This is a genomic window from Rhizobium yanglingense (assembly GCF_977109285.1).
On sequence record NZ_CDSAWY010000005.1, the window covers coordinates 292,766 to 316,792 of the forward strand.

General features: G+C 60.1%; 17 protein-coding genes and 2 pseudogenes. 10 read left to right on the top strand and 9 right to left on the bottom strand.

Annotated elements, in window-relative coordinates; genetic code table 11:
• Positions 1-426 precede the first annotated feature (426 nt).
• The 9 genes and pseudogenes from ACW4PC_RS11095 to ACW4PC_RS11135 all read left to right on the top strand — a co-directional run bounded on the left by ACW4PC_RS11095 (position 427) and on the right by ACW4PC_RS11135 (position 13,914).
• A complete protein-coding gene (locus ACW4PC_RS11095) occupies positions 427-1,548 on the top strand; it encodes a pilus assembly protein TadG-related protein (protein WP_455873852.1) in 1,122 nt (373 codons plus the stop codon).
• Positions 1,549-1,820: 272 nt separating this feature from the next.
• Complete coding sequence (locus tag ACW4PC_RS11100) at positions 1,821-4,283, top strand: glycogen/starch/alpha-glucan phosphorylase (RefSeq protein WP_455873853.1); 2,463 nt, start codon at positions 1,821-1,823, stop codon at positions 4,281-4,283.
• On the top strand, positions 4,280-6,487 hold the full coding sequence (gene glgB / locus ACW4PC_RS11105) for a 1,4-alpha-glucan branching protein GlgB (RefSeq protein ID WP_455873854.1): 2,208 nt from the start codon (positions 4,280-4,282) through the stop codon (positions 6,485-6,487). Before ACW4PC_RS11100 ends, glgB begins: the two co-directional genes overlap by 4 nt.
• Before the next feature lie 22 nt (positions 6,488-6,509).
• Positions 6,510-7,772, top strand: a complete 1,263-nt coding sequence (gene glgC, locus ACW4PC_RS11110) for a glucose-1-phosphate adenylyltransferase (RefSeq protein WP_455873855.1) — start codon at positions 6,510-6,512, stop codon at positions 7,770-7,772.
• A 4-nt stretch (positions 7,773-7,776) separates the two neighbouring features.
• Positions 7,777-9,219 (top strand): glycogen synthase GlgA, encoded by a 1,443-nt coding sequence (gene glgA, locus ACW4PC_RS11115; protein WP_455873856.1) that lies wholly within the window; start codon positions 7,777-7,779, stop codon positions 9,217-9,219.
• Between the two features lie 5 nt (positions 9,220-9,224).
• On the top strand, positions 9,225-10,856 hold the full coding sequence (locus ACW4PC_RS11120; RefSeq protein ID WP_455873857.1) for an alpha-D-glucose phosphate-specific phosphoglucomutase: 1,632 nt from the start codon (positions 9,225-9,227) through the stop codon (positions 10,854-10,856).
• Between the two features lie 10 nt (positions 10,857-10,866).
• On the top strand, positions 10,867-12,846 hold the full coding sequence (gene glgX / locus ACW4PC_RS11125; RefSeq protein ID WP_455873858.1) for a glycogen debranching protein GlgX: 1,980 nt from the start codon (positions 10,867-10,869) through the stop codon (positions 12,844-12,846).
• An 89-nt stretch (positions 12,847-12,935) separates the two neighbouring features.
• Positions 12,936-13,423: pseudogene (locus ACW4PC_RS11130) on the top strand (MaoC family dehydratase).
• 11 nt (positions 13,424-13,434) lie between these two features.
• Positions 13,435-13,914 carry an HIT family protein gene (locus ACW4PC_RS11135; RefSeq protein ID WP_455873859.1) on the top strand — a complete coding sequence of 160 codons (480 nt, stop codon included), beginning with the start codon at positions 13,435-13,437 and terminating at the stop codon, positions 13,912-13,914.
• A 30-nt stretch (positions 13,915-13,944) separates the two neighbouring features.
• Here ACW4PC_RS11135 and ACW4PC_RS11140 read toward each other — a convergent pair whose 3' ends face one another.
• The 4 genes and pseudogenes from ACW4PC_RS11140 to ACW4PC_RS11155 all read right to left on the bottom strand — a co-directional run bounded on the left by ACW4PC_RS11140 (position 13,945) and on the right by ACW4PC_RS11155 (position 19,099).
• Positions 13,945-14,493 carry a sarcosine oxidase subunit gamma gene (locus ACW4PC_RS11140; protein ID WP_455873860.1) on the bottom strand — a complete coding sequence of 183 codons (549 nt, stop codon included), beginning with the start codon at positions 14,491-14,493 and terminating at the stop codon, positions 13,945-13,947.
• A pseudogene (locus ACW4PC_RS11145) lies at positions 14,486-17,481 on the bottom strand (sarcosine oxidase subunit alpha). Before ACW4PC_RS11145 ends, ACW4PC_RS11140 begins: the two are co-directional and overlap by 8 nt.
• A complete protein-coding gene (locus tag ACW4PC_RS11150; protein ID WP_074069685.1) occupies positions 17,478-17,819 on the bottom strand; it encodes a sarcosine oxidase subunit delta in 342 nt (113 codons plus the stop codon). Before ACW4PC_RS11150 ends, ACW4PC_RS11145 begins: the two are co-directional and overlap by 4 nt.
• Positions 17,820-17,845: 26 nt before the next feature.
• Positions 17,846-19,099, bottom strand: a complete 1,254-nt coding sequence (locus ACW4PC_RS11155; RefSeq protein WP_455873861.1) for a sarcosine oxidase subunit beta family protein — start codon at positions 19,097-19,099, stop codon at positions 17,846-17,848.
• Positions 19,100-19,343: 244 nt separating this feature from the next.
• Between ACW4PC_RS11155 and ACW4PC_RS11160 the strand changes: the two genes are divergently transcribed.
• Positions 19,344-20,378, top strand: a complete 1,035-nt coding sequence (locus ACW4PC_RS11160; RefSeq protein WP_455873862.1) for a FecR domain-containing protein — start codon at positions 19,344-19,346, stop codon at positions 20,376-20,378.
• Positions 20,379-20,382: 4 nt separating this feature from the next.
• Here the strand turns inward: ACW4PC_RS11160 and ACW4PC_RS11165 are convergent, their stop codons facing one another.
• The 5 genes from ACW4PC_RS11165 to ACW4PC_RS11185 all read right to left on the bottom strand — a co-directional run bounded on the left by ACW4PC_RS11165 (position 20,383) and on the right by ACW4PC_RS11185 (position 23,927).
• On the bottom strand, positions 20,383-22,554 hold the full coding sequence (locus tag ACW4PC_RS11165) for a CHASE2 domain-containing protein (RefSeq protein WP_455873863.1): 2,172 nt from the start codon (positions 22,552-22,554) through the stop codon (positions 20,383-20,385).
• Positions 22,555-22,734: 180 nt separating this feature from the next.
• Positions 22,735-22,965, bottom strand: a complete 231-nt coding sequence (locus ACW4PC_RS11170; protein ID WP_455873864.1) for a hypothetical protein — start codon at positions 22,963-22,965, stop codon at positions 22,735-22,737.
• A 53-nt stretch (positions 22,966-23,018) separates the two neighbouring features.
• Positions 23,019-23,255 carry a 30S ribosomal protein S21 gene (gene rpsU / locus ACW4PC_RS11175; protein ID WP_022715889.1) on the bottom strand — a complete coding sequence of 79 codons (237 nt, stop codon included), beginning with the start codon at positions 23,253-23,255 and terminating at the stop codon, positions 23,019-23,021.
• 52 nt (positions 23,256-23,307) lie between these two features.
• Positions 23,308-23,610: a cold-shock protein gene (locus tag ACW4PC_RS11180; RefSeq protein ID WP_455873865.1), complete on the bottom strand. Its 303-nt coding sequence runs from the start codon at positions 23,608-23,610 to the stop codon at positions 23,308-23,310.
• A 107-nt stretch (positions 23,611-23,717) separates the two neighbouring features.
• A complete protein-coding gene (locus ACW4PC_RS11185; protein ID WP_028739741.1) occupies positions 23,718-23,927 on the bottom strand; it encodes a cold-shock protein in 210 nt (69 codons plus the stop codon).
• Positions 23,928-24,027: the final 100 nt, after the last annotated feature.

The window sequence follows — 24,027 nt, forward strand, 5'->3', positions numbered from 1 at the left end:
TGCTTCCTGGCGCTCGCGACCAGCAAAACAACCCCTGTCTCATATGTTTTTGCCTGCCTCAATCCCGAAATCAACCGACCTTGGCGGAAGCATCCGCATGTCTTCCTGGCCTCTGTGCCGGAATGTGCCAATGGCGAGGGAAAGTGTGTAGGACTGAACCAGAACCCGCCGCCACAGACGTTAACGCGCAAAAGCGCCAGCTATCCTCTTGGCGAGAAGGTTATCCCGCAAACGCAGTAGATCATGTCCCGAAATCGCATGATACCTGCAATTTTAACGATTACCTTAAGACCTGTGGTAACAACCGCGCTATAGATATCGAACCAGCATAAATCCTCTCTTGCTGCAGGTGACATGATGTCTCCCATATCTTTTCTGCGCGCCAATATTGCGCGCGTCTTCGGCGATCGTTCCGGCAATTTCGCCATGATGACGGCGATTTTGGTGCCAGTCGCGATTGGCGCCGCCGGGCTCGCCGTCGATGTATCCAACATGATGCTTTCGCAACGTCAGTTGCAGGAAGCCTCCGATTCGGCTGCTCTGGCTGCAGCCTCCGCGCTCGTCGCCGAAAAGGTCGACGTGAACGGTGCCAAGGAGCTTGCCAAGAACTTTGTCATCGGCCAGATGTCAAACTACATTGACGATCCGGACACCATCGCGGCCCTAAAGGATGCAATGTCTGTTGTTGTCACAGAAACCGCATCCGGTTCGGGCGGCAAGACTTATAAAGTCGAGGTCAAAACTGCCTACAACATGGACAATAGCGCCCTGATGCGCGTCTTGGGCAAGGAAAGCACGGAAATCGGCTCATTGTCCAAGACGGAGAGCAGCACCGAAAACACCGTCACAAAGAGCTCGCTCTCGATGTATCTCGTGCTCGACCGTTCGGGCTCGATGGCCGAGGATACTACGACCTCGCATACGTATACGGAAAGCTACAACTGTGGCTCGAAAAGGAACCCAAAGACCTGCGATCAAACCGTGACGGACTTCTACACCAAGATCGAGGCATTGAAACTGGCCGTTTCGAGCCTGCTGACCCAGTTGAATAGCGCCGATCCCAATCTGCAATACGTCCGCACCGGCAGCGTCTCTTACAATATCCAAATGCAGTCGGCGTTGAATCTGGCCTGGGGAACGTCTGCCGTGTCAACCTACGTCAACGCTCTGACCGCGACAGGCGGGACAGATTCAAGCGATGCCTTTGCCACGGCATATGGCAAGCTTATCGACCCGGCCGAGAATACAGCGCATCTGAACAAGAACGGCCTGACACCCGACAAATACATTGTCTTCATGACGGACGGCGACAACAATTACACTGTAGCCGATACTGAAACCAAAAAATGGTGCGACTTGGCGCGCGACAAAAATATCACGGTCTATACGGTTGCGTTCATGGCTCCCGATCGCGGCAAGGCGTTGCTAAGCTACTGCGCGACGAGCTCTTCAACCTATTTCGCAGCCGAGAACATGGCCTCGCTCGTCGCGGCCTTTAAGATAATCGGCTCATCGGCCGCCAAACAGAGCATACGCCTCACCCAATAAATTCGGCGCTCATCCTTTCAAGGAAAAGCCGCTCCGGAACAAACCGGGGCGGCTTTTCGTTCAGGATCTCGCGCATCAGAATGGGAAAACCAATTGAAATCAAGTCCATTATACCGGTGACCACGACGGTTTCGCAAATTTTTGCTTTCGCTAAATCCCTTGTTGCAAGTGCTTGGTAACGATGCATAAACTGCCGTGACCGGCGTGCGTGCAAAGTCGGCTTCGTCAGACGTAACGCACTAAAACTAAATCAAATTTGGCGAGATATGACGATGAACCCCGTTTCCAAGCCGACCATCCCTTCTCCCGCCCCGCGCAGTTCCCGCCCGGAAATTCTAGCCGAAGAAATCATCGAACGCCTGACTTACCGCATCGGCAAGGATGCAAAAGTTGCCAAGCCGCATGACTGGCTGACGGCGACTATCCTCGTCGTTCGCGACCGCATTATTGACAAATGGATGGAGTCGACGCGCAAGGTCTACGCGACAGGCGACAAGCGCGTTTACTACCTGTCGCTTGAGTTCCTGATCGGCCGCCTGATGCGCGATGCCGTCACGAACATGGGCCTGATGGAGCAGGTGCGCGATGCGCTCGCCTCCCTGGGCGTCGATGTCAACGTGATCGCCGGCCTCGAGCCGGATGCTGCTCTCGGCAACGGCGGCCTCGGGCGCCTCGCGGCCTGTTTCATGGAAAGCATGGCAACGGTCGAAGTGCCGGCCTATGGCTACGGCATCCGTTATGTCCACGGCCTCTTCCGTCAGCAGCTTGCCGACGGCTGGCAAGTGGAATTGCCGGAAAGCTGGCTCGCGCATGGCAACCCCTGGGAATTCGAACGCCGCGAAAGCGCCTATGAAATCGGCTACGGCGGCACCGTCGACGTCGCCAACAACGCCGAAGGCGAGCCGCGCTATGTCTGGAAGCCGGCAGAGCGCGTCATCGCCGCTGCCTTCGACACACCGGTGGTCGGCTGGCGCGGCAAACGCGTCAACACGCTGCGTCTCTGGTCGGCCCAGCCGATCGACCCGATCCTGCTCGACGCCTTCAATGCCGGCGACCATATCGGTGCTCTGCGCGAAAGCAACAAGGCGGAAAGTCTGACGCGCGTGCTCTATCCGGCAGACGCGACGCCCGCCGGACAGGAGCTGCGCCTTCGCCAGGAATTCTTCTTCTCCTCCGCCTCGCTTCAGGACATCCTGCGCCGTCACCTGCAGCAGTATGACGATTTCACGTCGCTGCCGGACAAGGTGGCGATCCAGCTGAATGACACCCACCCCGCCGTTTCGGTTGCCGAGCTGACACGCCTGCTCTGTGACGTTCACGGCATGGATTTCGAGCAGGCCTTCGATATCGTCCGCCGCACGATTTCCTACACCAACCACACGCTCCTGCCGGAAGCTCTCGAAACCTGGCCGATCCCGCTCTTCGAACGGCTGCTGCCGCGTCACATGCAGCTGATCTACGCGATCAATGCCAAGATTCTGCTTGAGGCCCGCAGGGAAAAGAACTTCACCGACACCGAAATCCGGGCGATCTCGCTGATCGACGAGAGCGGCGACCGCCGGGTGCGGATGGGCAATCTCGCCTTCGTCGGCTCGCATTCGATCAACGGCGTATCCGCCTTGCATACCGAACTCATGAAGGTCACTGTCTTTGCGGACCTGCACAAGCTCTATCCGAACCGCATCAACAACAAGACCAACGGCATCACGCCACGCCGCTGGCTGCAGCAATGCAACCCCGGGCTCACCAGCCTTATCCGCGAGGCGATCGGCGACGAATTCATGGATGACGCCGAAAAGCTCAAGCCGCTCGAAAAATTCGCCACCGATCCGAGCTTCCAGGAAAAGTTCGGCTCCGTGAAGCGCGCGAACAAGGTGGCGCTCTCCAATCTTGTCGCCAGCCGCATGGGCGTGAAGCTTGATCCTTCCGCGATGTTCGACATTCAGATCAAGCGCATCCACGAGTACAAGCGCCAATTGCTCAACATTGTCGAGGCGGTCGCTCTCTACGACCAGATCCGCTCGCATCCCGAACTCGACTGGGTGCCGCGGGTGAAGCTCTTTGCCGGCAAGGCGGCGCCGAGCTATCACAATGCCAAGCTCATCATCAAGCTCATCAACGACGTCGCCCGCACGATCAACAACGACCCGGCTGTCCGCGGCCTCCTGAAAGTGGTCTTCGTGCCCAATTACAATGTCTCGCTTGCCGAGGTCATGGTGCCCGCCGCCGACCTCTCCGAGCAGATTTCGACGGCCGGCATGGAAGCCTCCGGCACCGGCAACATGAAGTTCGGTTTGAACGGAGCGCTCACGATCGGCACCCTGGACGGGGCGAATGTCGAAATGCGCGACAATGTCGGCGCCGACAATATCGTCATCTTCGGGCTGCGCGCCGATGAAGTCGCCGATGCCCGCACCGATGGACACAACCCACGCGCCATCATCGAAAGCTCCCGGGAACTGTCGCAGGCACTGGCTTCGATTGCCGGCGGCGTCTTCTCGCCGGATGACCGCAATCGTTACGCCCAGCTGATCGATGGCATTTATTCGCACGACTGGTTCATGGTCGCCGCCGATTTCGACGCCTATGCAGCCGCCCAACGGGACGTGGACCAGATCTGGAACAAGCCATCCTCCTGGTATGCCAAGACCATCAACAATACCGCGCGAATGGGCTGGTTCTCCTCCGACCGCACGATTCGGCAGTATGCCGATGAAATCTGGAGAGCCGGATGAAAACGCCGAAAGCCGCCCTTGAAGTAAAGCGTCCCTGGGAAATTTCGGCAGACGAAATAACGGCAATCCTTGCCGGCTCGCACGCCAATCCATTTGCCGTGCTCGGCACGCATGAGGCAGGTGACAGCTACGCTGCCCGCTGCTTCATTCCAGGCGCCGACGAAGTCACCGCCTTGACGCTCGACGGCAGCGTCATTGGCGAACTGACGCAGCTCCATCCGGATGGCTTTTTCGCTGGCCCGGTCGCGCTGGCGAAACGGCAGCCGGTGCGCTACCGCGCCCGGCGCGACGATGCGGAATGGGCCGTCACCGACCCGTACAGCTTCGGCCCCGTGCTCGGCCCGATGGACGATTACTACGCGCGTGAAGGCTCGCATCTCCGCCTCTTCGACAAGATGGGGGCGCACTGGATCAAGCACGAAGGCGCGCAGGGAATCCATTTTGCCGTCTGGGCGCCGAATGCCCAGCGCGTTTCCGTCGTCGGCGATTTCAACAATTGGGACGGACGCCGACATGTGATGCGTTTTCGCGCCAGCGCCGGCATATGGGAAATCTTTGCGCCGGATGTCCCGACGGGCGTCCCTTACAAGTTCGAGATCCGCGGCCATGACGGCGTTCTCCTGCCGCTGAAAGCCGATCCTTATGCGCGGCGCAGCGAATTTCGTCCGAAGACGGCCTCCGTCGTGGCGCCTGAGCTTCTGCAGGAATGGCAGGACGAAGACCACCTCAAACACTGGAGCGAGACCGACAAGCGCCGCCAGCCGATCTCGATCTATGAGGTGCATGCCGGTTCATGGCAGCGCCACCAGGATGGTTCCTTCCTCTCCTGGGACGAGCTTGCTTCCAGCCTCATTCCCTACTGCGTCGACATGGGCTTCACCCATATCGAATTCCTTCCGATCACCGAACATCCCTACGATCCGTCATGGGGCTACCAGACCACCGGGCTTTACGCGCCGAGCGCCCGCTTCGGCGAACCGGAGGGTTTTGCCCGTTTCGTGAACGGCTGCCACAAGGTCGGCATCGGTGTCATTCTCGACTGGGTGCCCGCGCACTTCCCCACCGACGAACACGGCCTCGGCTGGTTCGACGGCACCGCGCTTTACGAGCATGAGGATCCGCGCAAAGGTTTCCACCCGGATTGGAATACGGCGATCTACAATTTCGGCCGTACCGAAGTTCAATCCTATCTCGTCAACAACGCGCTCTATTGGGCGGAGAAATTCCATCTCGACGGCCTGCGTGTCGATGCCGTCGCCTCGATGCTCTATCTCGATTACTCGCGCAACCACGGCGAATGGATTCCGAACGAATACGGCGGCAACGAAAACCTCGAGGCCGTCCGCTTCCTTCAGGACATGAACACCCGCATCTACGCCGAGCACCCTGGCGTCATGACCATTGCCGAGGAATCGACCTCCTGGCCGAAGGTCTCGCAGCCGGTGCATGAAGGCGGCCTCGGCTTCGGCTTCAAGTGGAACATGGGCTTCATGCACGACACGCTGAGCTACATGAAGCGTGATCCGATATATCGCAGGCATCACCACAGCGAACTGACCTTCGGCCTGCTCTACGCCTATTCGGAAAACTTTGTCCTGCCACTCTCCCATGACGAAGTGGTTCACGGCAAAGGTTCGCTGATCGCAAAGATGCCTGGCGACGACTGGCAGAAATTCGCAAACCTGCGCGCCTACTATGCCTTCATGTGGGGCTATCCCGGCAAGAAACTGCTCTTCATGGGCCAGGAATTTGCGCAATGGAGCGAATGGAGCGAGGCAACCTCGCTCGACTGGAACCTGCTGCAATACCGCATGCACGAAGGCATGCGCCGCCTCGTACGCGACCTCAACTTCACCTACCGCTCCAAGCCGGCGCTGCACGCGCGCGATTGCGAAGGCGACGGTTTCGAATGGCTGATCGCCGACGATCACGAAAACTCCGTCTTTGCATGGCTGCGCAAGGCACCGGATCACAAGCCGATCGCCGTCATCACCAATTTCACGCCGGCTTACCGCGAGAACTATTCCATCCGCCTGCCGCTCGAAGGCCGCTGGCGGGAAATCCTGAATACCGATGCCGATATCTACGGCGGCAGCGGCAAGGGAAATGGCGGGCGCGTGCAGGCCGTCAACGCCGGCGGCAGCATCGTTGCGTCGATCACCTTGCCGCCGCTGGCGACGATCATGCTTGAACCTGAGACTTGAAGACTGGTGGGAGGAGTAGACAATGGTAGAAAAGCGCATTCAGCCACTTGCCCGCGACGCAATGGCCTATGTTCTGGCCGGCGGCAGGGGAAGCCGCCTCAAGGAACTCACCGACCGGCGCGCCAAGCCGGCGGTCTATTTCGGCGGCAAATCACGTATCATCGACTTTGCACTTTCGAACGCGCTGAATTCCGGCATCCGCCGCATCGGCGTCGCGACGCAGTATAAGGCTCACTCTCTGATCCGCCATATGCAGCGCGGCTGGAACTTCTTCCGTCCCGAGCGAAACGAGAGCTTCGACATCCTGCCGGCCAGCCAGCGCGTCTCGGAAACGCAATGGTACGAAGGCACTGCCGACGCCGTCTATCAGAACATCGACATCATCGAGGATTACGGCGTCGAGTACATGGTCATCCTTGCAGGCGATCACGTCTACAAGATGGATTACGAGTGGATGCTGCAGCAGCACGTCGATTCGGGCGCGGATGTCACCATCGGCTGCCTGGAAGTGCCGCGCATGGAAGCCGTCGGCTTCGGCGTTATGCATGTGGACAAGGCCGACCGGATCATCGATTTCGTCGAAAAGCCCGCCAATCCGCCAGGCATTCCGGACAAACCGGATTTCGCGCTGGCGTCCATGGGGATCTATGTCTTCCACACCAGGTTCCTGATCGATGCATTGCGCCGCGATGCAGCCGATCCGAATTCCAGCAAGGATTTCGGCAAGGATATCATCCCCTATATCGTGAAGAACGGTAAGGCGGTCGCCCACCGCTTCGGCCAGTCCTGCGTCCGCTCGGATTTCGAACACGAACCCTATTGGCGCGACGTCGGAACGATCGAAGCATACTGGCAGGCGAATATCGATCTGACGGCGATCGTTCCGGAACTTGATATTTATGACAAATCCTGGCCGATCTGGACCTATGCGGAAATCTCGCCGCCGGCAAAATTCGTCCATGACGACGAAGACCGCCGTGGCTCGGCCACTTCCTCGGTCGTCGCCGGCGATTGCATCATCTCCGGCGCCACGCTTCACAAAAGCCTTCTTTTCACCGGTGTTCGCGCTAACTCCTATTCGAAATTGGAGGGAGCCGTCGTCCTGCCGAGCGTGAAGGTCGGCCGGCGCGCGCAATTGAAAAACGTCGTGATCGATCATGGGGTCGTCATTCCGGAGGGCCTTGTCGTCGGCGAGGATCCGGAACTCGACGCCAAGCGGTTCCGGCGGACGGAAAGCGGTATTTGCCTGATTACCCAACCGATGATCGATAAGTTGGATCTTTAGACATATGAAAGTTCTTTCGGTTGCGTCCGAAGTCTTCCCTTTGATCAAGACAGGGGGCCTTGCCGACGTGGCCGGCGCCCTGCCAATCGCACTCAAGCGGTTCGGCATTGAGACGAAGACCCTCATGCCCGGCTACCCGGCAGTCATGAAGGTCATTCGCGATCCGGTCGTTCGCCTGCAGTTCGATGATCTGCTGGGAGCGCCCGCGACCGTGCTGGAAGTCGAATATGAAGGCCTCGATATCCTCGTTCTCGACGCCCCTGCATATTACGATCGCGCAGGCGGTCCCTATCTCGACCACACGGGCAAGGACTATGCCGACAACTGGCGGCGTTTTGCGGCGCTATCGCTGGCGGCTGCCGAAATCGCCGCGGGCCTGATGCCGGACTGGCGGCCGGACCTCGTACATGCCCACGACTGGCAAGCCGCCATGACGCCGGTCTATATGCGCTACTATCCGACGCCCGAGCTGCCGACCGTTCTGACAATCCACAACATGGCATTCCAGGGCCAGTTCAGCGCCGACATCTTCCCGAGCCTGCGCCTGCCGCCGCATGCGTTCTCGACCGAAAGCATCGAATATTACGGCCATATCGGCTTCCTGAAAGGTGGCCTTCAGACCGCGCACGCGATCACCACCGTAAGCCCCACCTATGCCGAGGAAATCTTGACGAACGAGTTCGGCATGGGGCTGGAAGGTGTCATCGCCAGCCGTCGCGACGTTTTGCACGGCATCGTCAACGGCATCGATGCTGAAGTTTGGAATCCGGCAACCGATCCGGTCGTCCACACGCACTACGGCGTCACGACACTCAAAAATCGCGAAGAGAACCGCAAATCGATCGCCGAATTCTTCCGCCTGCATGATGACGGCGCGCCGATCTTCAGCATCATCAGCCGCCTGACCTGGCAAAAGGGAATGGACGTGATCGCTGCGACCTCCGACGCAATCGTCGCCCTCGGCGGCAAGCTTGCCGTCCTGGGCTCCGGCGATCCAGCGCTTGAAGGCTCGCTGCTTGCCGCAGCCGCCCGTCATCCCGGCCGCATCGGCGTCTCGATCGGATATAACGAGCCGATGTCGCACCTGATGCAGGCCGGCTGCGACGCGATCATCATTCCCTCGCGTTTCGAACCTTGCGGCCTCACCCAGCTTTACGGCTTGCGTTATGGCTGCGTGCCGATCGTGGCGCGCACCGGCGGTCTCAACGATACCGTGATCGATGCCAATCACGCCGCGCTTGCAGCGAAAGTCGCAACGGGGATACAGTTTTCTCCCGTCACCGCAGAGGGTATGTTGCAGGCAATCCGGCGTGCACTACATCTCTTCGCGGACCAAAAAGTCTGGACCCAATTGCAAAAGCAGGGCATGAAATCGGATGTCTCGTGGGAGAAGAGCGCCGAGCGCTACGCTGCCCTCTATTCAAGCCTCGCCCCGAAAGGCAAGTGACAGAAATGAACAAATCTGTATCCACAACGCCCTACCAGGACCAGAAACCCGGCACGTCGGGTCTCAGGAAGAAGGTCCCGGTCTTCCAGCAGCCGAACTATGCTGAGAACTTCATCCAATCGATTTTCGATTCTCTGGAAAGCTATCAGGGCAAGTGCCTCGTCATTGGCGGCGACGGACGCTACTACAATCGCGAGGTCATCCAGAAGGCGATCAAGATGGCCGCCGCCAACGGCTTTGGAAAGGTCATCGTTGGCAAAGGCGGCATTCTTTCGACCCCGGCTGCCTCGCACGTCATTCGTAAATACAAGGCTTTCGGCGGCATTATCCTTTCCGCCAGCCACAATCCGGGCGGCCCGACCGAAGATTTCGGCATCAAATACAACGTCAACAACGGCGGGCCGGCGCCGGAAAAGATCACCGACGCGATCTATGAGCGCACCCGGGTGATCGACAGCTACAAGATCGCCGATTTCCCGGACGTGAACCTCGATCGCATCGGCAAGGAAGAACTGCCCGGCGGCATGATGCTTTCGGTCATCGATTCGGTCGAGGACTATACCGCGCTGATGGAGGAGCTGTTCGATTTCGGCGCGATCCGCAATCTGATCAGCCTCGGCTTCCGCATCGCCTTCGATGCGATGAGCGCCGTTACCGGCCCCTATGCCAAGGAAATCTTCGAAAACCGTCTTGGCGCGCCGCTCGGCTCGGTGCGCAATTTCATGCCGCTGCCGGATTTCGGCGGGCATCATCCGGATCCGAACCCTGTCCACTGCAAGGAACTCTATGACGAGATGATGGGCGAGGACGCGCCCGATTTCGGCGCCGCTTCGGACGGCGACGGCGACCGCAACCTCATCATCGGCCGCGGCATCTTCGTCACCCCTTCAGACAGCCTGGCGATCCTTGCGGCAAACGCCAATCTCGCGCCGGGATATTCCGGCGGCCTGGCAGGCATCGCACGCTCCATGCCAACCAGCGGTGCTGCCGACCGCGTCGCCGAAAAACGCGGCATCGGCATGTACGAAACGCCGACCGGCTGGAAATTCTTCGGCAATCTGCTCGATGCCGGCATGGCAACGATCTGCGGCGAGGAGAGCGCCGGAACCGGTTCCAGCCACGTCCGCGAGAAGGACGGCCTCTGGGCCGTACTCCTCTGGCTGAACATCCTTGCCGTCCGCGGCGAAAGCGTTCAGGACGTCGTTACCCAGCATTGGCAGACCTATGGCCGCAACTACTATTCCCGCCATGACTATGAAGGCGTGGATACCGACGCTGCAAACGGCCTAATCGATAATTTGCGCAGCCAGCTTCTAGCCCTGCCGGGCAAGACCGTCGGCGGCTTGACCGTCGAAACAGCGGACGACTTCGCTTATCACGATCCGATAGACAAGTCGGTCAGCGAACATCAGGGTATTCGCATTCTTTTTTCGGGCGGCTCGCGTGTCGTGTTCCGCCTCTCCGGCACCGGGACGTCCGGTGCGACGCTACGCGTTTACCTGGAGCGTTACGAGCCAGATTCGACCCGGCACAACATCGAGACGCAGGAGGCGTTGGCCGACCTGGTCGCCGCCGCGGAAAGCATCGCGGACATCCGCAAGCGCACGGGCCGTGATGCACCTTCGGTGATCACCTGATCGGAGGCTCATGCGGGCGGACAACAGGGCTAAAGGGGGCGCGATCCTTTTCGAAGCCGGCGTCGAATTCGCCGTCTGGTCGCAGCATGCCGCAGAGATCCAGCTCTGCCTCTTCGATGAAACCGGCAACAAGGAACTCGCGCGCCTGCCGATGGCGCGCGAAAACGGCCATGTGCACCGCCTTTTCGTCGACGGTCTGAAGGAAGGCGCCTGTTACGGCTTTCGGGTCGACGGCATCTATGCTCCGGAAAACGGTCTCTGGTTCGATCCGTCCAAGCTTCTGGTCGACCCGTACGCCAAACAGCTCGACCGGCCGTTCCGCCATGATCCGCGTCTCGGCATCTTCGGCGAAGACACGCAGAACCTGATGCCGAAGGCGATGGTGACCCGCGATACGAAAGTGACGCTGGAGAAACCCCTCTTCAAGCCAGGCGGTTTTATCTATGAAGTCGCGGTCAAACCCTTCACGATCCGCCACCCGGACGTTCCCGAGACGCAGCGCGGCACCGTCGCCGCCCTTGCCCATCCCTCAGTGATCGCTCATCTCAAGCGGATCGGTGTCGATGCCGTCGAGCTGATGCCGATCACCGCTTGGATCGACGAGCGCCATTTGCCGCCGCTCGGACTAGCGAACGGGTGGGGCTACAATCCCGTTGCCTTCATGGCGCTCGATCCGCGCCTCGCGCCGGGCGGCATGGCCGAACTGCGCGATACGGTTGCGAAGCTCCGGGCCGAAGGCATCGGCGTCATTCTTGACCTCGTCTTCAACCATACCGGCGAGAGCGACCGTTACGGCACGACGCTGTCGCTGCGCGGCCTCGACAATCTCTCCTTCTACCGGCATCTGCCCGGCCGGCCCGGCGAGCTTGTCAACGACACCGGGACCGGCAATACCGTCGCCTGCGATCATCCCTATGTCCGCCAGCTCATCATCGATAGCCTCCGACATTTCGTCCTCGGCGCCGGCGTCGATGGTTTCCGCTTCGATCTGGCGCCTGTTCTCGGCCGCACGGCAAACGGCTTCGAGGCCCATGGAGGGACACTCTCCGCGATCCTCGACGATAACGTGCTCGCCGAGCGCATCATGATCGCCGAGCCTTGGGATATCGGTCCGGGCGGCTATCAACTCGGCAATTTTCCAGCTCCCTTCCTCGAATGGAACGACCGCGTTCGCGACGATCTCCGCTGCTATTGGCGCGGCGACGACTGGAAGACCGGGCCGCTCGCGACAGCACTGGCCGGCTCCTCCGACATTTTCTTGCGAAACGGCGGAACGGCGACGCGCAGCGTCAATTTCCTCGCTGCCCATGACGGTTTCACGCTGAAGGATCTCGTTGCCTACAGTCATAAGCACAACGAAGCGAACGGCGAGGAAAACCGCGATGGCCACAACGAGAACCATTCGTGGAACAACGGCATCGAGGGCGAAACGCGCTATCCCGATATCATCAAGAAGCGCCGTGGCGATCTGAAGGCGCTGATCTCGACGCTCTTTGCCAGCCGCGGCAGCATCATGCTGACGGCGGGTGATGAAGGCGGGCGAACACAGCGCGGCAATAACAACGCCTATTGCCAGGACAACGAAATCACCTGGGTCGACTGGGAGGCGCTGGATGAAGAATTGATCGCCCACACCGCCTTCGTGGCAGCATTGCGAAAGCGCTTCTCCGTCTTCTCCGAATCCGGCTTCTTCGACGGCAACGGCGATGTCGAATGGATATCCTCCTCGGGCAATCCGATGACCGTTGGAGAGTGGGAGACTGCGAATTTTTCCACGCTCGGCATGCTGCTCACAACGCGCGACCACGACAGCCGCAGACAAGTGCGTCTGGCCGTGCTTTTCAACCGATCGAACAATGCGACGGACTTCGTCCTCCCGCCCCCAGACACTGCCGCGTGGCGGCTGTTGAGCCCGTCCGGCAACTCCGGGAAGCTTGGCGCGGCCGTGATCGTACCGCCGCGGTCGGTCATCTTTTGCGTCGGGAATTGATTCAAGCCACAACGAATGTGAATCGTTGTCGTAATTGTCATAAATCCACTGTAAGCAATTGAGCAGGCGGCTTTTTTCATGGGGAACTTATGGGCAGGGAAATTTCGCTCGCGGAAGTCCGCGGGCTCATTGGCACGAAAACAGGGCTTTCAGATTGGATTCTTGTCGATCAGGCGATGATCGACGCTTTTGCGCACGCCACCAACGACCATCAGTTCATCCATACCGACCCGGCCGCGCGACAACCGAAAGCTCCTTCGGCGGCACGATCGCCCATGGTTTCTTGACGCTCTCTCTGCTTTCCACAATGAATTACAATGCGTTGCCCAAAATCCGCGAGCAGACGATGGGCATCAACTATGGATTCGACAAGGTGCGCTTCATGGCGCCGGTCAAATCCGGCACCCGCATCCGCGGCCATTTCGTCCTCGCTGACGCACGCTTCCGCGGCGCCAGCATGCTGATGACCACATATGAAGTGTCCATCGAGATCGAGAACGAGAAGAAACCCGCGCTTACTGCGAACTGGATCACCATCATCCAGTTCGACCCGAAGGACCGGCCGGAGGAAACCTGAGAGCAGGCTCTTTGGAAATCCCCGCGCGGTTTAATATCCTCGAAACCGGGAGCTGGATTGTAAACCACAGGATGAATTCGGCGTTTCCGGGTTATCTTATGGTCGGTTCCAAGACGCCTGCAAGTGAACTTTCCGGATTACAGGCCAGCGCGCTTGGAGAACTCGGCCCGCTACTGGCAAAGGTCGAGGACGCTCTGCGACGGGTTCTGCAGGCGCGGCGCGTCTATATCGGCCGATATGGACACGCCCCGGGCTACCCGATCCATTTCCACATGATTCCGATTTATGATTGGGTGGAGACACTCTTCTGGGAGGATGCCCGATATCGGGTCCTTGAGGACCTTGCCGAATATCCCGCCAAGACCACTGATGGCGCGGAGTTAACGCTGTTCGTATGGCGGGAATTTTGCGAACGCGCAGTTCCGCCCGCGATCAAGGGCTCCTCCGTTTCAGCGGCCATTGAATTGCTGAAAGCGGCCCTGCGTCCTTAGCCGCTCTCGCGCGATTTCACGGCCAGCCCGTCAGTGCCCCGCGTCATCTGCCGCCTCGGCCAACAGACCGAAGACATAGTCGGAAAACGACCGCCAGCATTCGATCCGGAACGTATCGTCCTCGGTGCGGAAGAACACGACTTCCGCCTTGCCGAACAGCGTGCGCGAGCAGGCGCCGACCGGAAATGTGCCGATCGACAGGTCCTGCGGGCAGCCGCCCGAAAGCGTGGCTTCGGCGCCGGGGCCAGAGACGATGATGCCGACATTGCGATGGGAGACATCCGTCGCCGAATGAAGGAGGCTGACACCTGATAACAGGGTCATCAGATCCGCGCCGTCTTCATCGATCACCAGCCATTCGTCGGGGCCGAGCCAGAGCACTGAGCGTTTGCCCTCGCGGCCCGATGTTTTCGGCGCATCCGGGATCGAGACGCCGAGAGCCGATGAAAGAGCTTTGAGCGAAGCTGCCGGCGCCCGCAGCGCCACCCGGCTCGCCGCAGGCGCAGGCGTCAGCCGCACAGTGGCAGAACCGCCGTGGTTGCCGGAAAGAGCGGATTTGCGAATTGCCACATCAACCATTGATCCGGCCTCCTTCTTTGTCAAAGAACACCATGTCCGTCACTTCAACGGCAATCGTCTTGTCGGGCATTGGTACATAAAGAGTTCTCGCCTATGCGCGCCCGGCCGCCGGCGACCAGCGCGAAGGCGATCGACTTGCCGAGGTTTTCCGACCAGTAAGACGAGGTCACATGACCAAGCATGGTCATCGGCTTCGGCTCGTTCGGATTGGCGACGATCTGTGCGCCTTCTTCGAGCACCAGCTTCGTATCCTTCGTAAGGAGACCGACAAGCTGCTTGCGGCCTTCCCTGACGAGATCGGGACGCTTCAGCCCCCGAATACCAACAAAATCCGTCTTCTTCTTGGAAACGGCCCAGGAAAGACCTGCGTCATCCGGCGTAACCGTGCCGTCCGTATCCTGTCCAACGATGATATAGCCCTTTTCGGCGCGAAGGACGTGCATCGTCTCGGTGCCGTAGACGCAGGCGCCGAGCGGCTCGGCATTTGCCCAGACAGCTTCCAGCACCGACTGGCCGAAATCGGCTGGAACGTTGATTTCGAAGCCGACTTCGCCAGTAAACGACACTCGGAAGAGGCGCGCAGGTACGCCGCAGACCTTGCACTCGCCAACGCTCATATGCGGGAAGGCCTCGTTGGAAATATCGAGCCCCTCAACGAGCGGCGCGACGATCTCGCGCGCCTTCGGACCTTGCACGGCAATCACAGCCCATTGCTCGGTAACGGAGGTCAGCCACACCTTCAGGTGCGGGAACTCCGTTTGCAGATAGTCTTCCATGTGATGAAGAACGCGCGGTGCACCGCCGGTCGTCGTCGTGACATGGAAACGGTCATCTGCAAGACGCCCGACAACGCCGTCGTCGTACACGAAGCCGTCTTCGCGGGTCATGATGCCATAGCGGCACTTGCCGGGTTTCAGCGTGTCCCAGGCATTGGTGTACATCAGGTTCATGAACTCGGCCGCATCCGGGCCGACGACCTCGATCTTGCCGAGCGTCGAGGCATCAAAAACGCCTGCGATATCGCGAGCCGTTTTGCATTCGCGGGCAACTGACTGATGCATCGTCTCGCCGGCGCGCGGATAGAACCAGGCACGCTTCCAATTGCCGACGTCTTCGAACACAGCGCCATGCGCCGCTTCCCACTGATGCATCGGCGTCTTACGCGCGGGATCGAAGAGTTCGCCGCGCGAATGGCTGATCAGCGTGCCATAGGTGACCGGCGTATAGGGCGCACGGAAGGTCGTGAGGCCGACCTGCGGGATTTCCTTGCCGAGCATTTCGGCGGCGATCGCCAGACCGTGCATGTTGGAGAGCTTGCCCTGGTCGGAGGCCATGCCGTTCGTCGTGAAGCGCTTGATGTGCTCGATCGAGTGCATGCCTTCGCGCACCGCAAGACGGATGTCCTTGGCGCAGACATCGTGCTGGAAGTCTATGAAGGCCTTGGCGCTCGTCTCCGGGCCGGCACCTTCGGCAGCACCGATCATACCTCCGGTCCAGTCATAGGCCTGCTCGGCCGAGATGCTGATCTTGCCACTGCCCGAGTTTCCGACGGCTTGCGCCATCAGCTCGCCGGCCGCAAGAGAACTCTTCGATCGTCTGCTGCAGGCCGTCCGTGCCGTTGCAGGCGCCGACCGACAGGCAGTCCTGCGCATAGGTGCCGGGCAGGAAGCGCTGGCTTTCCGGCTCGAACTTCACCTTGCCGCGCGACTGCGAGAAGAGGTGCACCGACGGCGTCCAGCCGGCCGAAACCAGCAATGCGTCGACCGCAATCTTGCGCGGCGAGCCGCCGCCGTTGCGGGCGACGGTCATCGATGAGACGCGGAGCTTGCCCGAAGTATTGATGACCGATTGTCCAGCCAGCACCTCGATCCCAAGCGAACGCGCTTCGGCAAGAACTGAAGCCCCCGGCGTCTGGCGGCAATCGACGATCGCAGCGATTGCCACGCCGGCACGCTTCAGGTCGAAAGCGGCTTCATAGGCCGAGTCATGGGCGGTGTAGACACCAACCTTGGCTCCGACGGCGACCCCGTAGTGGTTCAGATACATGCGCGCGGCAGACGCCAACATGATGCCCGGACGGTCGTTGTTTCGGAATACCATGTGCCGTTCGATTGCACCGCTGGCGAGGATCACCCGCTTGGCGCGGACCTGCCAGAGACGCTCGCGCGGCAGGTCACGGCCTGGTTTGGCGATATGGTCGGTCACGCGCTCGGCAAGAGCGATGAAATTATGGTTGTAGTAGCCGAAGGCCGTCGTGCGGGTCAGAACCTGCACGTTGTCCATCGCCTTCAGCTTGGCAGCCGCCTGCTGCGCCCAGACGTAGCCATCGATGCCGTCGATCTTCACGCCGCAGTCGAAGCGCAAGGCACCGCCGCATTCCGCCTGCTCGTCGCAAATGATGACGCGGGCGCCCGCCTCAGCCGCGGCAAGGGCAGCGGAGAGACCGGCAACGCCCGCCCCGGCGACGAGCACGTCGCAATGCGCATAGCGGCTTGCGTAGTGATCCGGATCGCCTTCCGTCGGCGCGACGCCGAGACCGGCGGAACGTCGGATGAGTGGCTCATAGACATGCTTCCAGGCGGCCTTCGGCCACATGAAGGTCTTGTAGTAGAATCCCGCCGCAAAGAACGGCGAAAGCAGATCGTTGATGCCACCGACGTCAAAAGCAAGTGACGGGAAGCGGTTCTGCGACTTGACGATCATACCGTCGAAGACTTCCTGAACTGTGGCGCGCACGTTCGGCTGCTTTCGCGCCGAGTCTCGGGCAACGTCGATCAGCGCATTCGGCTCTTCCGCACCGGCAGAAAGGATGCCGCGCGGGCGGTGGTACTTGAAGGAGCGGCCGACAAGATGCACGCCGTTGGCGATCAGCGCCGAAGCGACGGTGTCGCCTTCGAGCGCGGTATAGCTCTTGCCGTCGAAAGTGAAGCGGGCGGTTCTGGCCGGCGTCAGGCGTCCCTTGCCTGGAATTCGGTTCGCGCCGCTCATTTCGCCTCTCCTTCCGTCGCTTCATAGGTTTCGACGGGGGCGTGCGGGACGCTGGCAGCGCCGATTTCAGGCTTTGGCTCGCCTGCCTTGTAGGTCATGATGAATTTGTCGCTGATGGTGTCGCGCGCCGCATTGAAGAAACGGCCGCAGCCGTGGATGTGCCGCCAGCGTTCGAAGATCAGGCCCTTCGGGTTGTCGCGCAGGAAGAAATACGCCTCGAATTCCTCGTCGGAAATCGAAGCGATATTCTGGGGCCGCGCAATATGCGCGTCGCCAGCGCCACGGAATTCGAGCTCGGAGCGCTCTTCCTGACAGTATGGGCAGTAGATCAGTAGCATTGGATTCCCTTGTCGGAAGTGCGTGGTCAGTGCGCGACGGCGGCGGCTGCCGCTTCGTCGATGAGCCGTCCGGTGCGGAAGCGCTCCAGCGTCAATCCGGCATTGAACTTGTGCGGCTCGTCGCGGGCGATCAGGTGCGCAAAGAGGTTGGCCGAACCCGGCGTCGCCTTGAAGCCGCCCGTTCCCCAGCCGCAGTTGACATAGAGCCCCGGAACCGGCGTCTTCGACTGGATCGCCGAACGGTCCGGCGTATTGTCGACGATGCCGCCCCAGGAGCGCATCATCTTCACGCGGCGAAACATCGGGAAGAGCTCGCAGATCGCATCAAGCGTATGCGTGATGATCTGCAGGCCGCCTGTCTGCGAATAGGAATTATACTGGTCTGTGCCAGCGCCGATGACGAGCTCGCCCTTGTCGGACTGCGAGATATAGGCATGCACCGTGTTCGACATGACGACACAGGGAAAGATCGGCTTCAGTGGTTCGGAAACCAGCGCCTGCAGCGGGCTCGATTGCAGCGGCACGCGCACGTCCGCCATCTTCATGACGGTCGTCGAGTGGCCGGCCGCGGAGACGCCGACCTTCTTCGCGCCGATGAAGCCGCGATTGGTTTCGACGCCAACAACCCGCCCGTCCGGTCCGCGGCGGATGCCGGTGACTTCGCAATTCTGGATGATGTGAACGCCGCGATCCGACGCCGCACGGGCATAACCCCAGGCGACCGCATCATGGCGCGCCGTACCGCCGCGGCGCTGCAAGGCGGCGCCGTTAATCGGATAACGCGCAGCTGCCGAAATATCGAGCGGGGGGCAATAAGCCTTCGCCTGCTCCGGCGTCAGCCATTCATTATCGATGCCATAGAGCCGGTTGGCGTGGATATGCCGCTTGAAGGACTGCTGATCGTGGATGTTGTGCGAGAGCATCATCACGCCGCGCGGCGAATACATCACATTGTAATTCAGATCCTGCGACAGGTTCTCCCAGAGCTTCATCGAATGCTCGTAGATGTGCATGCTCTCTTCATAGAGATAGTTCGAGCGGATGATGGTGGTGTTACGGCCGGTGTTGCCGCCGCCGAGCCAGCCCTTTTCCAACACCGCGACGTTGGTGATGCCGTGCTCCTTGGCAAGGTAGTAGGCTGCTCCCAGACCATGCCCGCCGCCGCCGATGATAATGACGTCGTATTGCGCACGCGGCTCCGGCGAAGTCCACTGCCTCTCCCAGCCCTTGTGGCCTCTGAGCGCTTCCCGTGCCACGGCAAAAACCGAGTATTTCCGCATCCGCCTTCATCTCCTTCAGGGAAAGGCATTTTCTTCGTGGCCATACAAATCGCAAATCGAAATGCGGCACAACGTTTCTTTTGCGACGCGGACGGGCTTTTGTTTGACATGGTTGGAACAAGTGCTGGTGACACTGAGGTTGCCGCATCCGCCCGCCCGCACTGGATTAGTCCGACTAACCCAAGAGGGCAGGAAGACGAGACGCGAAATAACATGCTAATATTCCTATTCTTAGGGTGTTTCCATGTCGTATGTCCGTCTTGCCACAGCCACGGTGCTCAGCGCGGTGCTTTCCAGCTCCATGCCGGCCTCCGCAGCCGAGCAGGTTGGCCAGGCGGTCCACATCAAGACGGAAGTGACCGGTCAAACGGGACCGCTGACCGTAAATGCCGCAGTCCATCGCGACGAGCGCATTCGTACATCGAAATCCGGCCTCGGCCAGTTTCTCTTCCGTGACGGCACCAAGCTTGCGGTCGGCTGGGGTTCGTCAGTCGTCATCGACAAATACATCTTCGATGACTCTCAATCGGTGAAAAAGCTGAGCATCCGCGCAGCGAAGGGAACCTTCCGCTGGATCAGCGGCAGTTCGAAATCATCCGCCTACCAGATCCTGACACCTGCGGGCACGATTGGCGTGCGTGGCACCGCCTTCGATTTCTATGTCGGCCCGGATGGAACCACGGCCGTCGTCATGCTGAATGGCGCCGCCCAGTTTTGCGGCCCGGGCGGCTGCCGGCAACTGACACGTCGTTGCGACTGTGTCGTTGCGACACCCAACGGCAACATGACGGATGTGGCGCCCGTAAACCAGGGCGTCCTTCGAAGACTGGGAACGCCACGCGCCCTCCCATTCCTTTCCGGCAGTCAGTCGCTTTCCGGCATGATGGGCGGCGGCTGCGGATTGACGGCGGCACTGCAGCGGCCCGATAACCTTCAGCGCCAGGCGCCGGCCGTCTCGCCTCCGGAGCCGAAGCCGGAGAAACCGAATAAACCTGACAAGCCGAATAAGCCCGATAGACCACACAAACCCGACAAACCCGACAAACCCGACAGGCCGCATAAGCCGGACAAGCCTGACAAGCCTGACAAGCCTGACAAGCCTGACAAGCCCGACAGGCCCGACAGGCCGCATAAGCCGGACAAGCCGCATGACCACGACAGGCCGCATAAATCACATGATCACCACCGGGGCGATCACGACAGAGACCGCGACGAGGGCGACCATCATCATGGCAAGGACCGCGATAGGGATCGCGGCGAACGGAACCACCATCGCTGAAACGTCATTCTGCTGGGCGCGCTTCCTCAGAAATCGGTTCATCACGGAAATGATCGGCCCTGCGGGAAATCCGGCGATAAAATTCTGCCAGGCCGGGAGCGATCATTTTGGTCTTCAACCTGATGGCACTGACGATCCTGCGCGTGTCGGGCGAGCGCGAGCGAAATGCCTCGACAAGCCGATGGTGGAGCTGCCGCAGCTCTGCAAATTCGGCCGATTGCGTCACGCGCTCGTCCCCGACGACGGCGAATAGGCGCGTCCGGCTGCTCTTTCCCTTCAGGCCGATGGTGCCCGCCTCAAGCAGCGCAGCACCTAACTGCAGCCGCGCGGTGTCCTCCGAAATCAGAATATCGAAGCCGATTTCCTTGCACGAAGATTCGATCCGCGCAGCAACGTTCACGGCATCGCCGACGGCCGAGTAATTGAAGCGCGTTTCGGCGCCCATATTTCCGACACAGGCAACGCCGGTATGGATGCCGATGCCGATGCCCACCGGCTGATCCTTGCCAAAACCGAAGGCATCGGCAGCATTGAGCTCGGCAAGCGTTTCCCGCATGGCCAGAGCGGCGCGTACCGCCTTCGTCTCGTGATCGGCCACATCGACCGGCGCATTCCAGAAGGCCATGATCGAGTCGCCGATGAACTTGTCGAGCGTGCCCTCATTGGCGACGACATGGCGGCTCAGCGCGTCGAGCAGAGTATTCAGGAATCCGACGACGGCCCTCGGCGCAAGCCGCTCACTGATTTCGGTGAAATGACGCACGTCGACGAACATGACCGTCAGTTGCCGATCGTCGCCGCCTAGGCGCAGTGCGTCGCGCGTATGCTCGATACGATAGAGAAGCGATGGTGACAGATATTGCCCGAAGGCGCGGCGAACCTCGCGCCTTTCCCGGTCGATCACCAGGATGCGGAACGACGTCGCGGCGAAATGCGTCACTGATCCGCTGATGATCGGAGCCAGCGGATCGAAAAGAAGCCCGGCGTAGGAAAAGCAGAGCCAAGAGGCGACAACAGCAAGCGCAGTAATCGCCAAACCACAGGCCAGGCCCACCGCCGGGCTGACGAAGGTCGTCAGTATCACCAAAAGGCTCCCAAGCACTGCAATGGCGAATATCTCCAGGCCATCCGCCCAATCCGGCCGCGACAGATAGCGGCCGTTCAATATCTGCTCGAGGGTCTGCGCGTGCAGCGAAACCCCCGGCACATTCTCTCCAAGCGCCGTGACACGGATATCCTGCAGCCCCGCGGCCGATGTGCCGATAAAGACGATACTACCGTTTATCGCCGCGCTGACTTCGGCCGAGGCACCTTTTTCTGCAAGCACATGCCGCGCGGAGACATATCTCTCCGCACGGTCGGGGCTGACATAGAGCCACAGCTCGCCGGCCGCCGTCACGGGGACGACAAAATCGCCTGTCTTGACTGAGACCATGACGCCGGCTGCATCCGGAGCGCCCGCCAGCACATAGGTCGAGACACCCTGCGCAACACGCAGTGCCTCCAACGCCAGGTTTGGATAAAGCTGCTCCCCATCCGTCAGAAACAGCGGAACTGCCCGCACGACCGACGAAGAGCTGCCCGGATTGAGACTGATATGACCGATGCCGGCGGCGTTCGCTTCAAGGCGCGGACGTAACGGCGTTGCGGCATTGATATGCGGGGGTGCGCCGACGGGACTTTCGCCGGTGAAGGCGAAGCCTGCCTTGACGGACGGGCGATAGGTTCCCTCGTTGGTCAAGCCGAAGCCGAGCACGACAGGCTTGTCGGCAATAGTATCGGCGAAAATCTCGTCATTGTCCGGCAATTGCGACAGCAGCGACGGATCGATGCCGGGCACATTGCCGACGACAGTCCGTGGCGAAAGCCGGTCCGGCTCGGCAAAGAGAATGTCGAAAGCGATCGCCGCCGCACCCATCTCGGACAGCCTGTCGACGAGCAGAGCCAGCCTGTCTCTCGGCCACGGCCACTGGCCGAATTCGCGCAGCGATGCCTCGTCAATATCGATGACCCGAACCGGCAGCTCTTCGAAGGACCGCGGCGATACGCGCTGGTATTCGTCGAAGGTCACATCGCGGATCGATCGCAGCAGCTGTGGATCGCTGGCCCGCAGCAGCGTGAGCACGGCAACAATCGCCAAGCCGATGATGACACCGATTTGCTGCGCGCGTGTCATGAACCGATGGCGCCCCCTACGCTGCAAGCCGCTGAGCAGCGAAGAAAGGCTACGCCGCTTTAGCGCCGAACGCCATCCTGTCGCAGAACTGGCACGCAGCATAAACAGAGATTGTGTTGGAGCGCGTGGGAATCGGACAGGCAGACGCCGTCCGGGGAAGGACCACGTTTTGCAATAGACCTATTGGCCGGCCGATTTGACTGAAACCTTGCGCTTCCTTTTCGCAGCCGGAACTTCGGGCTCAGCTTCGGCCTGCCGCTGCAGACGGAGGGCTTTCAGCTTCTCCGTCTTTTTTTCACGCAGTTTTGCTTCGTCTGCAATAATCGCCCGCGCCGTGTGATCCGTGGCTTCCGCCTTGTCGCGGGCCGACATCTTCGTGGCGTTGAAGAATGCGTCCTTTGTGGCAGTCATTCACTTTTCCTTGGATGGTTCGCGATTTTGAAAACCACGGTCGCAAGCGACACTCAACGTGTGTTTGCGGCCTTCTTGGGCATCGGCAGCAAACCTTCGCGCTGCATCTTCTTGCGCGCAAGTTTCCGCTGACGGCGGATAGCTTCGCCCTTTTCGCGGGCGCGCTTCTCGGATGGCTTTTCATAGGCGCTGCGCGCCTTCATTTCACGAAACAGACCTTCGCGCTGCATCTTCTTCTTGAGAACGCGAAGAGCCTGGTCGACATTGTTGTCCCTGACGAGAACCTGCAAAATCTTATCCTTTCGCGGCAATGGCATGCCGTATCGTTAACGAGGGGAGGCGTTACTTTCGAACCTTGATGCTGGACGTCTTCAGCCAAGGCTCGGCATTGGAAGTTTGGGCGACCTGAGCGCCTGAAATCCGCGGCGGGGATTCGGTCGCATCGATATCAAGCGCTGTTATCCTGCGCTCGAAGTTTTCGGCCTCGAACCGAACACGGTACTGTACATGTCCATGGTCGTTCGGCAGGATGCCGACGACCTCGCATCGCCTGTCGGCAGCGGCCGTTCGGGTGAGACCGGACTTCAGCACGACAAAGTCACCTATTTTATAGGTCGGCTTTGCCTTATAGTTCGGCTTTGGCATCACGGTGCTCTTTCAAAATGTCAAAAAGGCCGGGCGTTTTACCCGACCTCTTCCCGTCACTCAGCCTGCTGCCAGTACATCCGTGGTCAGCCGTGGCAAATGACAAATCACGCGGCCTGAAGATTATCCGCTGCGTTCTTGCCGGACTTTTTGTCCCGGACGAGATCGTAGCGTACCTTCTGCCCGTCGGACAACGCGCTCATGCCGGCACGCTCCACGGCGGAAATGTGAACAAATACGTCGGTCGAACCATCGTCCGGCTGAATAAAGCCAAAGCCCTTTGCGCTATTGAACCACTTAACTGTGCCTGAATTCATGAACGATCTCCTTTCAATCGCTGCACTGCCGGGAAATATTCGCCGGCTCTTATCGAGAGTTGAGAGGAAATCTGACAGAGCGCTCAGCGCGTGACAAAGG